The sequence below is a fragment of the Oscillatoria sp. HE19RPO genome, assembly GCF_024220515.1.
Classification (GTDB): domain Bacteria; phylum Cyanobacteriota; class Cyanobacteriia; order Cyanobacteriales; family Laspinemataceae; genus Laspinema.
In genome coordinates, this window is the sequence record NZ_JAMXOT010000089.1 from 1 (window position 1) to 14,569 (window position 14,569).

The following is a 14,569-nucleotide window of genomic DNA, read 5'->3' on the forward strand; positions in this document are numbered from 1 at the left end:
GATGAGATGGAGAGCTAGAGAGGATTTCAGGGTTCTGTCTATTCTAACTCAATGGGGTTGGTCCAAGAAAATTAGACTGTTGAGGAAGCGATTGATACTTCCCTTGTTTCAATAATTTCTATCCCTTTGACCTGATAATTCATGACGGTTTCTTGATAATCCCCTACACAAGATTCGGGTAAGTCGATCCGAGTTGTTTCATCTCCGATGATGTCGGCTTGATAAGTTATCACCTGGTTGGGAGTGTTTACGGATAATTCAACCCGATAATACAATCTGTTGGGAGTTTCAATTAAAATTCGCCCATTCATGGTAAAATTGAATCCAGGAAACCCCCATTTTGTTAGCAGTTCTTTTTCTAACAGTTGCACGGGTTTGGGTAAGATTCCCCAGCCGCGATAGGCTTTGTTTAATTCATGAAGGGAACCGGACTGCATCAGTAAAGCCTGTAAAGCAGCGGAGTCAATTTGACCATAATAGCGGCCATCGGGAAAGGCGATCGCAATCGGTGCAAAGCGATGGCCCCCGATATGACTGGTTTGCCAAATCCGGATATTGGTTAACGATAAATCCTCAATTATTTTTAACCCTTGGCGATATAATGGATTGCCATATCGCGCACAACAGCGGTCATTTTGGCCGTGGGTACAGATTAAAATATCTCTGGTTTTAAGACGATTTTCTCCTAATTCCTCCGGGGGACTGGTAAAGCAGTGGTGAGCAAGGGAGGCAACTTCATTGATGTTAGAAACAAAGAATTCTTGACCCACATATCCCCGCGTCCATCCTGGAGGTTTCCGAAAGGTTAAGACGCGGATAGAATTTTCCTGGTGATAAAGGGGATTATAAATGAGCAAAATTCTATTTTTAACCGGCTTATTTCCATAAATTTCATCTCCCACTGCCCGGAGATTATCGGGAATTTTTGGCGTTTCTAAATCATAGGAATTCCAAGGGGGAGGACATTCTACTAAGAGATAATTCTCATAAGTTAAGGCAGTGCCACTGAGGGAATTCCCCGACTGGCGAGTTAATTCTGAACAAGAAATATGGCTCATAGGAGGCTAGGATTGAGGAGCATCTACAGGCAGGGGAGCATTGCCAATATAGGCATAGGGAAAACATAAGGGAATTCCTGTTTCCGGTTCCAGGGTGACTCGGGCCCGGACGCCGAAGGCTTCGGCTAATAGTTCCGGGGTTAAGACGCGACGGGGAGTTCCATCAGCAATAATCCGTCCCCGTTTGAGAACCACCATGCGATCGCTGTACCGGGCCGCTTGATTCAAGTCATGGAGGACTAAAATAATTGTCATCGCCCGATCGCGATTCAGTTGACGGACAATTTCTAACACTTCAAGCTGATGTCCAATATCTAAAAAGCTCGTCGGTTCATCTAATAATAATAAAGGCGTTTCTTGAGCTAAAGCCAGGGAAATCCAAGCCCGTTGTCGTTCCCCTCCGGAGAGATTATCCAGACGCCTGTGGGCAAATTCAGTCATGGCGGTGAGGGTCAGGGCCTCGGCGATCGCCTCCCGGTCCTGGCGACGTAACATTCCTAACGGTCCAACATGGGGAAACCGGCCCTGTTCCACTAATTCGCCTACACTTAATCCCGGAGGTGCAACTGGATTTTGAGGCAGAATAGCCAATTGACGGGCGATATCTCGGGTAGCAAGGCGCGTGAGTGCCACCCCATTCAAATAAACTTGTCCGCTACTCGGGGACAACAATCGAGCTAAAGTTTTTAAAAGGGTAGATTTGCCCGACCCATTGGGTCCGACTAATGCCGTAACTTTCCCCCGTTCAATCTCGATGGACAGGTTCTTGAGGATAGTCTGGTTACCGTAACCGACTTGTAAATCTTGGGCGGCGAGAATCGGGGGGTTTACTGACATAATTATCATCTGGAACCCATCGGGGTTTTTCTGAGAACTAAATATAAAAAGAAGGGTGCACCTAACAGAGCAGTGACGGCCCCAACCGGGAGGGCAGCTTCATGATTACCAAAGGTGAGGGTGAGCACTTGGGCAAATAAATCAGATCCTAACAGTAATAGGGCAGTGATGGCGGTACTCAGGGGAAACAAGCGACGGGCATCGTTTCCGACCCATTGACGGGCTAAATGGGGGCCGATTAAGCCGATGAAGCCGACAGCACCGACGACGGAAACCGCCGTGGCACTGAGCCAAACGGCAATAAAAAATAAAGTGGCTCTCGCTTGACCCACGGGGACTCCTAATCCGGCGGCAACGTCATCGCCGAGATGAAGCAGATTGGCAACCCTAGCGCAGGCGAGTCCACAGGGTAAGGCAATCAGGGCGACTGCCCAAATCCCCTGCCAATGCACCCAGGTGCGTCCATTCAAGGAGCCAACCAGCCAGAATAAAATGGTGCCGAGGGATTCCTCATCTCGCAATAATAGTAAGGAATTGCAGGATTGAACGATCGCCGCCACAACGGCCCCATTTAAGACCAGTTGTAACGGGTCACTCGGGCGATTGGGTTGCCGACTCAGGAAGTACACCAGACTGCTGGTTAGGCATCCTCCCAGCAAGGCGATCGCCGGGAACCAGACGGGGGGAATCAACCCCAAGGGTAAGAAGGTGAGGGAGAGGATTAAGAATAACACCGCCCCAGAAGTCACCCCGGTGAGGCTGGGTTCCGCTAAGGGGTTGCGGATAATTGCCTGTAGCATCGCCCCAGAAAGTCCAAATAACGACCCAGCCAGGGTCGCAATTGCCGCCCTGGGGACGCGCAATTCCCAGACAATCCGCCCATGTACCGCTTGGAACGGGTGATTCACCAAAGCGGCGACGGCTTCCGATGGGGAAAGGGTGCCACTGCCGACACAAACGTGCAAGACAAAGACGACCCCCAGGGCGAGGATGACCGCCGTCATCCCCTGAGCAAATGTGAGTTGACCCGACTGTGGGTTCTGAATTCTCCGTCCCGGTAAGACTGTCATGATCCCCGCCTCCGAATCTGTTGTTGCAGCAGCAGTAATAAAGCCGGTCCACCAATGAGGGTGGTCCAGACTCCCACAGGCATTTCCAGGGGTGCAAAGGCTTCCCTCGCCAGCAAATCTGCACCCACGAGCAAAAGCGCGCCGATGGGAATGGCTAGGACCAGGACTTGTCTGGCATCGGTAGTGCCTAAGAGATTGCGGGAGAGGTGGGGGGCGAGTAAGGCAATATAGGCGATCGGGCCACAGGTGGCGATCGCCGGGGCGACGAGGACGACACTCAATACCCCAATGGCAAAGCGGGTGGGTAACACTTTTAATCCCAGTCCCTCAGCCAGTTCATCCCCCAGTTGCAGGATATTCAGAGGACGGGCGCACAGCAAGGCCAGGGGAATGCCCACGATCGCCCAAGATAAGACAATCTGCACTTCGTCCCAAGTGCGACCGGCGAGAGAACCCAATAAATATAAAAACAGCAGACTGACGCTACTGGCAGACCCTAGGCTAATTAATGCAATCGTGACGGCGTTCAAGAGGGCGGTCATGGCTGCACCAATCAAGACCAGACGCACCGGGTCCGAGGTGCGTTTGGAGGAGAGTAAGACGATCGCCCCCCCTACCGCCCCCCCGACCAACGCCAGTAAGGGATAGACCGAAAGAGGGATAGGCAACTGTAAGACAACGAGCGCCGCCATCACGGCTGCGGCCCCAGATTGGACTCCCAACAATTCCGGCCCTGCCAGGACATTGCGTAAGGCATTCTGGAGGAGGACTCCGGCGAGGGCTAAGAGTGAGCCCGTGAGGGTGCCGAGAATCAGGCGAGGCAAGCGGATTTCCCAAAATACCAAGCGCTTAATCGGTTCCCCTTGTCCAGCAATAGCAATCTCCCACAACTGGGGTAAGTTGAGGGACGGTTTTCCCAATTGCAGGGAGAGGAGGGCAAGGGCCAAAAGCATCGCTGTGAGGGCGACGACGGCCACCCAAAAGCGGGACGCTCTCAGGATCGGGGGGTTCGGCTGAGTCGCACTCATGGTAAGGGTTTGGGAAAAACGTCAGGATACAGGGTCGTCATAATTTCATCGAGTAATTGGCCCAGGGACCGGGTGCCGCTGGTAAACCCGCCAATTTGGTCTTCATCTAGGGCAAATACCTGATCCCGTTGTACGGCGGTGAGGGTTTGCCATAGACGATGGGTTTTTAAACCGGAAATCAAATCCGGGGCGCGGGAATTGTTGATGATGAAAATGAAATCCGGATCGACGGCGAGGATTTCCTCAAAGGAGTAAGTCGCCCAATCAATGGCGCTGGGAGAGCGATCGCCCAAACGCCAGGGATAGGGTGTGAGTTCGGCCAGGGTAGACCCCACGAGGGATTGGGCGGTGGCCACATGGAAGCTACTGGGGGTTCCGCGCATCACCATCACCGTTTGAGTGCGGGGGGATTTGGCACGATAAGCCCTAAATTTATCCAAAAATTGCCAAGCTGCTGCTTCGGCTTTTTCTGACTCCCCTAAAATTTTACCCACGGCCTGGAGATTGGCGATCGCATCGGTGTAATTTTCTACCTTGACCAGATACAAGGGGGTAATCGCTTCGAGGGTTTGCCGTTGATGGGCAAGCTGGATCTGATGTCCGAGGGTTAAATCTGGTTCTAGGGCGAGTAACTGTTCTAAATTCGGTTCCCCTCGACCACTAATTTTGCCGAAACTATGGGCGCGATCGCCAAAGTACACGGGACTGGTGGCAAAATCCGTTAAGACCCCATACATTCCCACGGGTTCGCGCTCTAGTTCGGCTAAAATATCGATACAGCTTAAATGTAAGCAGACCAGGCGACTGGGAGATTCCCTCACCTGTACTACGGTTTCGGTAGCATCGGTCACCGTTTGAACCCGCTGTGTGGGTAAGGCTGGGTTGACCCCTGCTCGATTCCCAACAGAATCCTCAGGGACCAAAGTCCCCCGACAGGCCATTAAAACGGTGATTAATAACCCCGAATAGAGTAGCTTGGCGACTGCTTCCCTCATCTGCAACTTAAAACCTCAACGAGTACCCAACTTTTAACGTCCGCCCATCTCCTGCCGCATTCAAGGTATTATTAAAGCCGCTAAACACTTGAGATTGGACCGGAAAATATTGGGCGTTGAATAAATTTTCGACCCCAAATTGCAAACTGCCTGCCCCAAGTTGGATGCTGCCAATATAGTCTACCAGAAAGTAGGCATCAATGTCGGTGTTGTCTACCTCATCATCAAAGGCACGGCTGCGGTTACCGGAGTAGAGAAATTGCAAACGGTTTGACCAGCTAGGCGTCGTTTGATGTTCGAGGTAAGCGGTGGCTTTTAACGGAGAAATATTAAAGCTGGAAATGGCTACATAATCTCCCGAATCTTCTGGGTCACTTTCTCCTTCGGTCCAGCTTATCGTTCCCCCTAATGTAAAGTTAGCCCCCGGTTGCCAGTCGGCTGTGGCTTCTACGCCATAAATCCTTTGGGGCGCACGCACTAGCTGGGAAATTCCATCGACAAAGGTATAGTCTTCTCCTAACTCCGAGGTATTGTAAAATCCCGCTAGAGAAACCTGAATTTGCGGCCAGAGTCCACGCACCCCGATTTCATAGTTATTAACTTTGACGGGTTCAGTAATTTCTAGGTCATTTCTAACACTGGTAAAATCCTCCGGAGGACTCCGAAGAATACCTCCAAAAGAAGGAATTGAAAACCCTTGGGAAAAGTTGGCAAATATCCCAAATTCTGGAGTTAAATTGACCACCGAACCGACATTAAATACGGTGTCGTTAAAGTCGCGATCGCCTCCTCGAATTGGGTCTCCAAAAAATGTCGTGTAATCATCAACACTTAGGCCAATTCGTTCGTGACGCACCCCTCCGGTAAGTCTCAACCACTCCGTTGCATCCCACTGACCTTGAGCAAATAACCCGAGTTGGGTGACATTAAACCGGGGAACAAAGGTGCGATCGCCGATTTTTCTAAACACACCGCGCTCATCAAAGGCTACGGGGTCGAATTCCTCAAAGGGGGCTTCATTGTTCTCATTGACATAATCCACACCCCACAGCAGACGGGCGCTTCCTGATGAAGTGAGGGGCGTTTCTACTTGGAGTTGTCCCCCCCATTTGTCGCCTTGAGCACGCTGACGGGCGATCGTATCAAAAAATCCGCCGCGAAAGTCCGAGGCTCCAACAATTGAAGTATATTCTCGGTAGTAAGTTTGCGCTTGTAATTGACTGCCGAGAATGTCGTCATGGTTATAGCGCAAACTGACGATAAAATTCTCGTCTCCCGCATCGTCAGTCCCTTCAAAATTGCCGTTAACTCTCAGAGCACGGGCTTTTGGCTGACCCTCTAGCTCTCGAACAATCGGATCGGAAATATAGTTGTTGTCTTGCCGTCCTACAAAATAGCTGCCGGTGAGTTGCAGGCGTTGGGTGTCGGTGATATCTAATCCCAATTTACCCAAAGCGCTGTATTCTCGGGCATCAATCACCCCACCCCCGCTAGTTTCCGGAATGCGATCGCCAGATGCATCAAAAATTCCCGCATTATCTTCCCGGACGACAGATACGCTATAGTCAATGACCCCCTCTTTTTGCGAGAGTCCGAAATATTGCCGGTTGGCGATACTATCGGATAAATTAGTGAGAGACCCTGTAAAACTAATGCCGCTATCAATGCTAAAGGCATCTTGTGTCGGGCGTCGGGTAATGATATTAATGGCTCCCCCGGTTGCCTGACTTCCATAAATGGCGGTGGGTCCCCGGACCACTTCCACACGCTCAATGGTGCTAGGATCTACGGTCCGCAGTTCCCGATCCAGTCCGTAATTGGAGGTTTGGGGAATGCCATCGATTAAAATGGCGACGCTTCGTCCCCGTAAGGTTTGGGTTATGGACCTCGGGGTACTACCACTGGTCGGGGGTCCTAATCCCGGGACAGTTTTGGCTAAAACATCCCCCAAGTCCGTGGAAACTATGGTCTGGGTATCGATTTCTTGGGTATCAACGACGGTGACCGATCGCGGAACTTTAATCAACCGTTCAGCCGTTCGCGTGGCGGTAACGATAATTTCTAGGATATCCAGTTCCCGATCCGCTTGAGTCTCTGATGTGGTAGGCGTTTCAGGCTCAGGAACGGCTTCGGGTTCACTATCTGGGAAGGGGTCATCGGCAACATCCGTCGAGGTCACCACCTCAAATGTGAGTGGATTCGCCGGGTCGGTTGCCTGTACCATTGGCATTGCGCTAGTTCCGGTAACGGTGAGGCGAATGCTATTGGAATCTAAGCTCGTGACGGCAATTGACTCGATTCCCTCGGCAGGATTGTCCTGGCGAAAGGAACTCCCATCGGTCAATCGCAGTTGAGTGTTGGTAATGTCAACAATTGTCGTCTCACCAAAACTAGAGCTAAAGACTTGGGGAACGCGATCGCCGGTTGTTTCCAAGATAATTTGTAACCCACTCGGGGTAGATTCCACTCGCACTCCAGTGACTTCTACCACCTGGGCAATCGCTGGAGAAGCCAGTACCAGGATAGTTGCACCCGACAGCAAAGCTCCGGGCAATAACGGCTCAAATTTCAATTTCCTCTCCTTAGACCTAATCTATACAATAGAAGTTTTTGCAATTCATCTCAGTTATTGATAGTAATTTGCATTAGCGAAGTCAATTTACCCTAAGCGGTCTATGACTGTCAATAGGTAATTGCTAAAAATTTTTGGTAACGGGAGGAAATGGGGCCGGGTAATTTCTGCGAAACCCCTCCTTGATTCGGGATGGACCAGAAGTTTTGCTTGATTTTTCAGGTTAAAACCCGCACCCTCAAGGGTGGGGCTATACGGACAGAGCCTCTCCTGCGCGGGCTAAAGAGTAAAAACGACTTTTGAACTCCGGATTTGTTATCAGCCCTGGACCCTGGAGAATTCAGGGTTGACTGGGGGGGTGCTGTTTCTCAATGCTGAACCTTTTCTTGATAATTCTTATCAAATAAGGGAAAAGACTCTCAACTAGACGCTACTCTTGATCTATCTGGCGCACCAGGGGCCAACTGTATCCGAGAATTCCGACGAGAATCAAACCGAGGGAGGCGACTGCATATAACAGGGCCATCCCGGAACCGGGACCTGTGCCGAAGATCCGGCCAAACCAGGGCGCTAATGCACCACCGGGTTGCATGGCGGGTTCAAAGAACCAGTCGGCTAAGGGACCGGCAATTGCTATTGCCAAAGTTGAGACGACGCCTATCCCAAAGGATTGGGCCGCAAACACTCGTCCCTGAACTTCTGGCGGGGTTTTTTCCAGCCAAATTGCGGTACTGGAACTGGTTAACAGGGGAAAATTCAGAGAGGATAATAACTGCATCGGGATCCAAATTGACAGGGATTGACCCAGAGCAAATAGGGTTTTGCTCACACCCACGGCGATCGCGGACCCTAAAAATCCCTGAATCCGGCGCTTGGGTCCACCCCACCCCGTCAAAGCAACTGCCCCAATAATTCCCGCTATTCCCGCCGCTGCACTCACCATCCCAAATACTTCAGAATTACCATTGGTGCGGGCTAAAATAGTGGACCGATGCATCACTGCGCCTAAATCGTGAGCAAACCAGAATAGTAACTCTAAAGCGAAAAATCCCAGTAAAGAAGAACGGGCCAGAATATAACGACAACCAAACGTAAGTTCCTGCCAGAGTTTCGGCTGATTAGACGTTAACTCACTTCGCGGAGGCTGGGGGATCTTAACCAAAAGCACGGTACTCACCCCCACCGCAAAGGTGAGTAAGTCAATAGCGGCAATTCCCACCAGTCCGGTAATGGGGTAAAGGGCCCCGGCAAAGGCGGGGGCTAGAATATTTGGCGCGTAATGCAGCATTGATTTCATGCTGCTAACCCGCACATAGTGCTGTTTCGGGACCATTAAACTCACCGACGCAGAATAGGCTAATTGTTGGATTTCCCCGAAAATACCATTGATGCCATTAATGACGAACAGATGCCAGAGTTGCAGTTGACCGACTGCGGCTAACAGTAAAATGGTCAAGGTTGAAAGTGCGGCAATGGAGTCACCCACAATGATCGCGACTTTGCGATCGCTGCGATCGATGATAGCCCCGGCAAATAAGGCCACGGCTAAACTCGGCAGTTGAGTAAAGACGGTCACCAAACCCAGGGCGGTGGCTGATCCGGTCACTTCCCAAGTCCAGACAATCAGGGCAAAATTGGTCATTCGACTCCCGAAGGTGGAGACCAACTGACCCAGCCAAACGGTTATAAAAGTACGCATGGTGATTTAGAGTAACAGAATGGGGAAGGGATGAATCGACGCGGTGGATTTCTCCCTCGGCTTGTCATCATAGGTCCCTCTCGGTCTCAATTAATTGAGAATCTTATCAAGAAGTTCGGATAGGTTTTTCAGCTTATTTATAGATATTCTCATTAAATGGGGACTAAATGCCAATCCCTGGGCTGAAAAATTAGGGAGTTCCAGTCCCTGATTTTTTCGGCAATCCCCATAAACCCTTGGTTTTATAGCCATTTTGGGAGATTTGCGGCCCAGTCCGTAGCAGCCAACACAGAAAAATTTAAAAAAATTTTCCTTTGCCTATTGACAAGCCTATTCAAAAGCTATAGGATGCCAATTATTACTTATTAACAAGAATTCTCAAGAAGGAGAAAGACTGAACTCCAGTTATGGAAGAGGGCGATTACGCCGTTCAGGGGCCAAGAAGTCAGTAGAGTTTAACGATGAATGACGCAGAGTACACCGTTCCACAACTCGATCGCCGTTGTTCTACTTATGTAGAAATCCTGCGCGGGAGAGCAATCCAACAGCCGGATAACCTCGCTTTTCGGTTCTTAACCGACGGGGAAACCCTTGGGGAAACCCTTACCTATTGGGAATTAGACCGAGGCAGTCGGGCGATCGCCGCTCAATTGCAAGCAATGGGGTTGTGCGGGGAACGGGCGTTACTGCTGTATCCTCCGGGACTCGACTATTTGATTGCCTTTTTCGGCTGCCTGTATGCCGGAGTCGTCGCCGTTCCTGCCTATCCGCCCCGAAATCAGCGTAATACACCGAGAATTTTGGCAGTATTGGCAGATGCAAAAGCAGCAGTCGCCCTCACAACCCGCCAAATTGCCGCCCAAGTTCAATCCTTGTTGAGCGAAAAAACAGCATTGACTGGGTTGCAATGGGTGTGTACGGATGATTTAGCCCCAGAGTTGGCAACCCAATGGCAGGATCCGGGGGTTACGTCAGACAGTTTGGCTTTTTTGCAATACACCTCGGGGTCTACGGGAACGCCAAAAGGGGTGATGGTATCCCAGGGGAACTTGCTGCATAATGCGGCGATTACCTACAAAGTGATGGATCATCATCCTGAGAGTCAATTTATTTCGTGGCTACCAACGTATCACGATATGGGACTGATTGGCGGGATTTTACAGCCCCTTTATGGGGGATTTCCCTGCACGTTAATGTCTCCGGCTTCCTTTCTGCAACGTCCCTATCGCTGGCTGAAAGCGATTTCCGATTATGGGGGGACAACAAGTGGTGCGCCTAATTTTGCTTATGACTTATGTGTGAGTAAGATTACGCCGGAACAAAAGGCTACCCTGGATTTGAGTCGGTGGCAGGTGGCATTTAATGGCGCTGAACCGATTCGCCATGAGACCTTAGTGCGATTTCAGGAAACCTTTGCGGACTGTGGATTTCAACCGGAAGCTTTTTATCCCTGTTATGGGATGGCAGAAACAACGTTGATGGTTTCGGGGAGTATGACATCGGTTCCCTATCCCTGGAAGGCGATCGATAAAGTTGCATTTGAACGGAATCAAATTACTGATTCTGAATCCCAGGAAAATGCTGTAACCCTGGTGGGATGCGGTTCGGCGGTTCCGGATATGCAGATTGCGATCGCCCATCCGGAAACGGGAATTCGCTGTGCAGGGAACGAAGTGGGAGAAGTGTGGGTTTCGGGACCCAGTGTCTGCCAAGGCTATTGGAATCGTCCGGAAGAGAGTCGTCATACGTTCCAAGCATTCCTGGCTGACAGTGGAGAAGGGCCATTTTTACGCACCGGGGATTTAGGTTTCCTAGAGGATGGGGAACTGTATATTACGGGTCGGGTTAAGGATTTAATTCTGATTCGGGGACGTAATTTATATCCCCAGGATATTGAACGCGCTACGGAGTCTAGTCATCCAGCATTTCGGATGACGGGAACTGCTGCTTTTACCGTGGAGGTGGCAGAGGAAGAAAGGCTGGTGGTGGTGCAAGAATTGGAGTTTCGCGCTAAACCGAATTTATCTGAGGCGATCGCAGCCATTCGGCAGGCAGTGGCGGAAGAATTTGAGGTGCAAGTCTATGGAGTTGTGCTGATTAAACCGGGTACGATTCCCAAAACTTCTAGTGGGAAAATTCAACGCCGTGCCTGTCGCGATCGCTTCCTTAATCATGAACTACAAATTGTGGGTCAAAGTCTTCTGGCGTCATCGATGTCCGGGGAATTAGAGAAAAATTGGGACCGAGAAAGTCTGCTTAACCTTGCACCGGAACAGCGACAAACTCAGATTATTGCTGATTTAACCAGCAGAGTTTCTAGCTTATTGAATGTTTCGGTTTCCGACATTGACCCGGAACAGCCCCTCAGTCGGTTTGGACTCGATTCGCTGATGGCATTTGACCTCAAAAATCAGCTTGAATTAGCATGGGGTGTCAACATTGATGTGGTAGACTTTTTCCAGGGCATCAATTTAGTAGAGTTGTCGGAAAAAGCCGATAAACTGCTGGAAACTCAGCAGGCAATTAACCCAATTCAGCCTGTTTGTCGCACGGCAGAATTGCCCGTGGGACTCGCCCAGGAACGGTTATGGTTTTTGGACCGCTTGGAACCAGGAAATCCATTTTATAATGTGGCATTTTGCCTGAATATTGTCGGGAAACTGGACACCAAGATTTTAGAAGCCAGCCTCCAAGAATTGGTGAACCGTCATGAAGGGTTGAGGACTGGATTTCCAGAAGTCAAAGGGCGACCGACTCAGCAGATTCAAGCCTCGGTAACGGGGGAGCATCTCAATTTTGAAAAGAGACCTAACCCCCCAGCCCCCTTCCCTACGAGGGAAGGGGGAGCAAGACCTAACCCCCCGGCCCCCTTCCCTAGGAGGGAAGGGGGAGAAAGACCTAACCCCCCAGCCCCCTTCCCTACGAGGGAAGGGGGAGAAAGAGATTTATTCCCCCCTCCCCTTGTAGGGGAGGGGGGCAGGGGGGAGAGGTCCGACTGGTTTTTAGGACAAATAGAGATGCTCCCGGTAACGGTAAAATTGCCAATCTCTGAGGTATTGGAAACGGAAGTTTCGGCCCGGTTGCAACAGGAAGCTAAAACCCCGTTTAATCTCTCGCAAGCGCCTTTATTGCGAGTCCATTTATTCCGAGTTCAGGACCAGCGACATTGTTTATCAATAGTCCTCCATCATATTATTTCTGATGGCTGGTCCGTTGGGGTCATGGTGCGCGAAATTGCCGCAATTTATGAAGCATTGACAGCGGGTCAAGCCCCGAATTTAGGAGAGTTGCCCATCCAATATGCAGATTTTGCTGCATGGCAACGGCAACAGTTACAAACGGAGGGATTCCAACGGGAATTGGATTACTGGAAACAGCAACTTCAGGGGAATTTATCTCGGTTGAACTTACCTGGCGATCGCCCTCGTCCTGAAATTCCCACCTTTGTCGGTCAAAAGTGCTTTTTCCAATTTTCTCCCACCTTGTCTGAGGCAGTTCGGGAGTTGAATCGCCAAGAAGAAGTCACTTTATTTATGACCCTGTTGGCAGGGTTTAAAATCCTGTTATGCTGTTACAGTCAGCAAGAGTATATTGCAGTCGGTTCGCCGGTAGCAGGGCGGGAAAGGCCCGAAACTAGAGGATTAATTGGATTTTTTATTAATACCCTCGTTTTGCGAACTGATTTGTCAGGGAATCCCAATTTTAGAGAAGTTTTGCAGCGAGTCCGGGCTGTAGCATCGGGGGCTTATGCTCATCAGGCGTTACCGTTTGATAAATTAGTTGAAGAGTTACAGCCGGAACGGAGTTTAAGTTATAATCCGTTATTCCAGGTGATGTTTATTCTACAAAACGCGCCGATTCCCACGGTAGAAATTCCTGGACTCAGTTTTGAGTCCCAAGAAGTTGATTTAGGAACTTCCAAGTTTGATTTAAAGGTCAGTATTTGGGACGATCCAGCCGGATTTAAAGGGTCTTTTGAGTATCAAACGGATTTGTTTAACCCAGAGACAATAGCCCAAATGGTTGAGGATTATGAAAAGGTGTTGCACCAAGTTGTGAATCAACCTAACCTACGATTAACTGAATTAAACGTTTATGGCAGTTGCCACCAAAAACGACAACGCCAAGCCGAATCTTTAGAAGCCGTTAGCTTACAAAAACTCAAGCTTACCAAACGGCAAGCAACTCGTACAGTTTAGCCCTCCTGTGGTCATGAAATTTTCAGACTCCTCCACTCCTAATCTAACGACATTCGGTGCTGTCAAACGGCGTTCCGTTAGCGTGGGAACGACCAAATTGGTCGAAGCCAAGCCGATGTTTTTGGACCAGTCTTTACCTTTGTTAATTCAGCCCCGAATCGAAGGGGTGAATTTAACAGTTTGGGCGAATAGCAACCGAGAGTTTATTCAAACTTCGTTGCAACAGCATGGGGGAATTTTGTTCCGCAACTTTGGGATTCGGGATGTGGAACAGTTTGAGGAGTTGATTCAAACTGTATCGGGGGAGTTGCTGGACTATCGCGATCGCTCATCCCCTCGGAGTCCGGTTAATGGCAATATTTATACCTCGACGGATCATCCCGCGAATCAAACCATTTTTCTCCATAGCGAGAACTCTTATGCAGCAAGTTGGCCCTTGAAAATCTTCTTTTGCTGTTTGATTCCCCCGGCAGTTGGAGGAGAAACACCCATTGCCGACACCCGCAAGTTATTGCAACGGATTCCCACTGATATTCGCCGCCGTTTTGCTAAAAAAAAGGTGATGTATGTCCGCAATTTTGGAGATGGGTTTGGGTTGCCTTGGCAAACCGTATTTCAAACAGAAAATCCCTCCGAAGTGGTAGATTTTTGTCGCCAAAATGGGATAGAGTGGGAATGGAAAGGGCAAAATCGCCTGCGTACCCGTCAAGTCCGGCAGGCGATCGCCACCCATCCTCTCACCGGCGAATCCGTCTGGTTTAATCATGGAGTATTCTTCCATGTTTCCACCTTGGAACCCCCGATTCGCGAAGCGTTATTAAAGGCATTTTCTGAAGAAGATTTACCCCATAATACTTATTATGGAGATGGGTCACCCATTGAACCCGAGGTTTTAGAAGAAATCCGCGCCGCTTATCGGGCAGAAACGGTTTTATTTCCCTGGAAAACCGGAGATATTTTAATGTTAGATAATATGCTGACAGCCCACGGACGACAACCCTTTTCGGGACCTAGAAAAATCGTTGTCGGGATGTCAGAAGCATTTTCCCAAAACTTGTAATACAGAACTTTATACGCTACGTTTACCCCGCTTAGGGGTGCATCTACTAGA

The 14,569-nt window shown here is 49.8% G+C and carries 9 protein-coding genes; 2 read left to right on the plus strand and 7 right to left on the minus strand.

Features of this window, described 5'->3' with window-relative positions:
* Window positions 1-71: 71 nt before the first annotated feature.
* The 7 genes from NG833_RS08760 to NG833_RS08790 all read right to left on the minus strand — a co-directional run bounded on the left by NG833_RS08760 (window position 72) and on the right by NG833_RS08790 (window position 9,259).
* Window positions 72-1,058, minus strand: coding sequence for a sucrase ferredoxin (locus NG833_RS08760; protein WP_254564911.1), 987 nt, complete (start codon window positions 1,056-1,058; stop codon window positions 72-74).
* A gap of 6 nt (window positions 1,059-1,064) precedes the next feature.
* The gene (locus NG833_RS08765; RefSeq protein WP_254564912.1) at window positions 1,065-1,895 is read right to left on the minus strand and encodes an ABC transporter ATP-binding protein; all 831 of its coding nucleotides are present in this window, start codon (window positions 1,893-1,895) and stop codon (window positions 1,065-1,067) included.
* Window positions 1,896-1,900: 5 nt separating this feature from the next.
* Window positions 1,901-2,965 carry an iron ABC transporter permease gene (locus NG833_RS08770; RefSeq protein WP_254564913.1) on the minus strand — a complete coding sequence of 355 codons (1,065 nt, stop codon included), beginning with the start codon at window positions 2,963-2,965 and terminating at the stop codon, window positions 1,901-1,903.
* Window positions 2,962-3,993 carry an iron ABC transporter permease gene (locus tag NG833_RS08775; protein ID WP_254564914.1) on the minus strand — a complete coding sequence of 344 codons (1,032 nt, stop codon included), beginning with the start codon at window positions 3,991-3,993 and terminating at the stop codon, window positions 2,962-2,964. The genes NG833_RS08770 and NG833_RS08775 overlap by 4 nt, the downstream gene beginning before the upstream one ends.
* Entirely contained in the window at window positions 3,990-4,988 is a 999-nt protein-coding gene (locus tag NG833_RS08780) for an ABC transporter substrate-binding protein (RefSeq protein WP_254564915.1), read from the minus strand. The genes NG833_RS08775 and NG833_RS08780 overlap by 4 nt, the downstream gene beginning before the upstream one ends.
* 7 nt (window positions 4,989-4,995) lie before the next feature.
* Window positions 4,996-7,560, minus strand: a complete 2,565-nt coding sequence (locus tag NG833_RS08785) for a TonB-dependent receptor domain-containing protein (protein ID WP_254564916.1) — start codon at window positions 7,558-7,560, stop codon at window positions 4,996-4,998.
* Between the two features lie 430 nt (window positions 7,561-7,990).
* Window positions 7,991-9,259, minus strand: coding sequence for an MFS transporter (locus NG833_RS08790; RefSeq protein WP_254564917.1), 1,269 nt, complete (start codon window positions 9,257-9,259; stop codon window positions 7,991-7,993).
* A 461-nt stretch (window positions 9,260-9,720) separates the two neighbouring features.
* On the opposite strand from NG833_RS08790, the gene NG833_RS08795 reads away from it, so the two are divergent.
* Window positions 9,721-13,458 carry a condensation domain-containing protein gene (locus NG833_RS08795; protein WP_254564918.1) on the plus strand — a complete coding sequence of 1,246 codons (3,738 nt, stop codon included), beginning with the start codon at window positions 9,721-9,723 and terminating at the stop codon, window positions 13,456-13,458.
* A 13-nt stretch (window positions 13,459-13,471) separates the two neighbouring features.
* The gene (locus tag NG833_RS08800) at window positions 13,472-14,518 is read left to right on the plus strand and encodes a TauD/TfdA family dioxygenase (protein ID WP_254564919.1); all 1,047 of its coding nucleotides are present in this window, start codon (window positions 13,472-13,474) and stop codon (window positions 14,516-14,518) included.
* Window positions 14,519-14,569 lie beyond the last annotated feature (51 nt).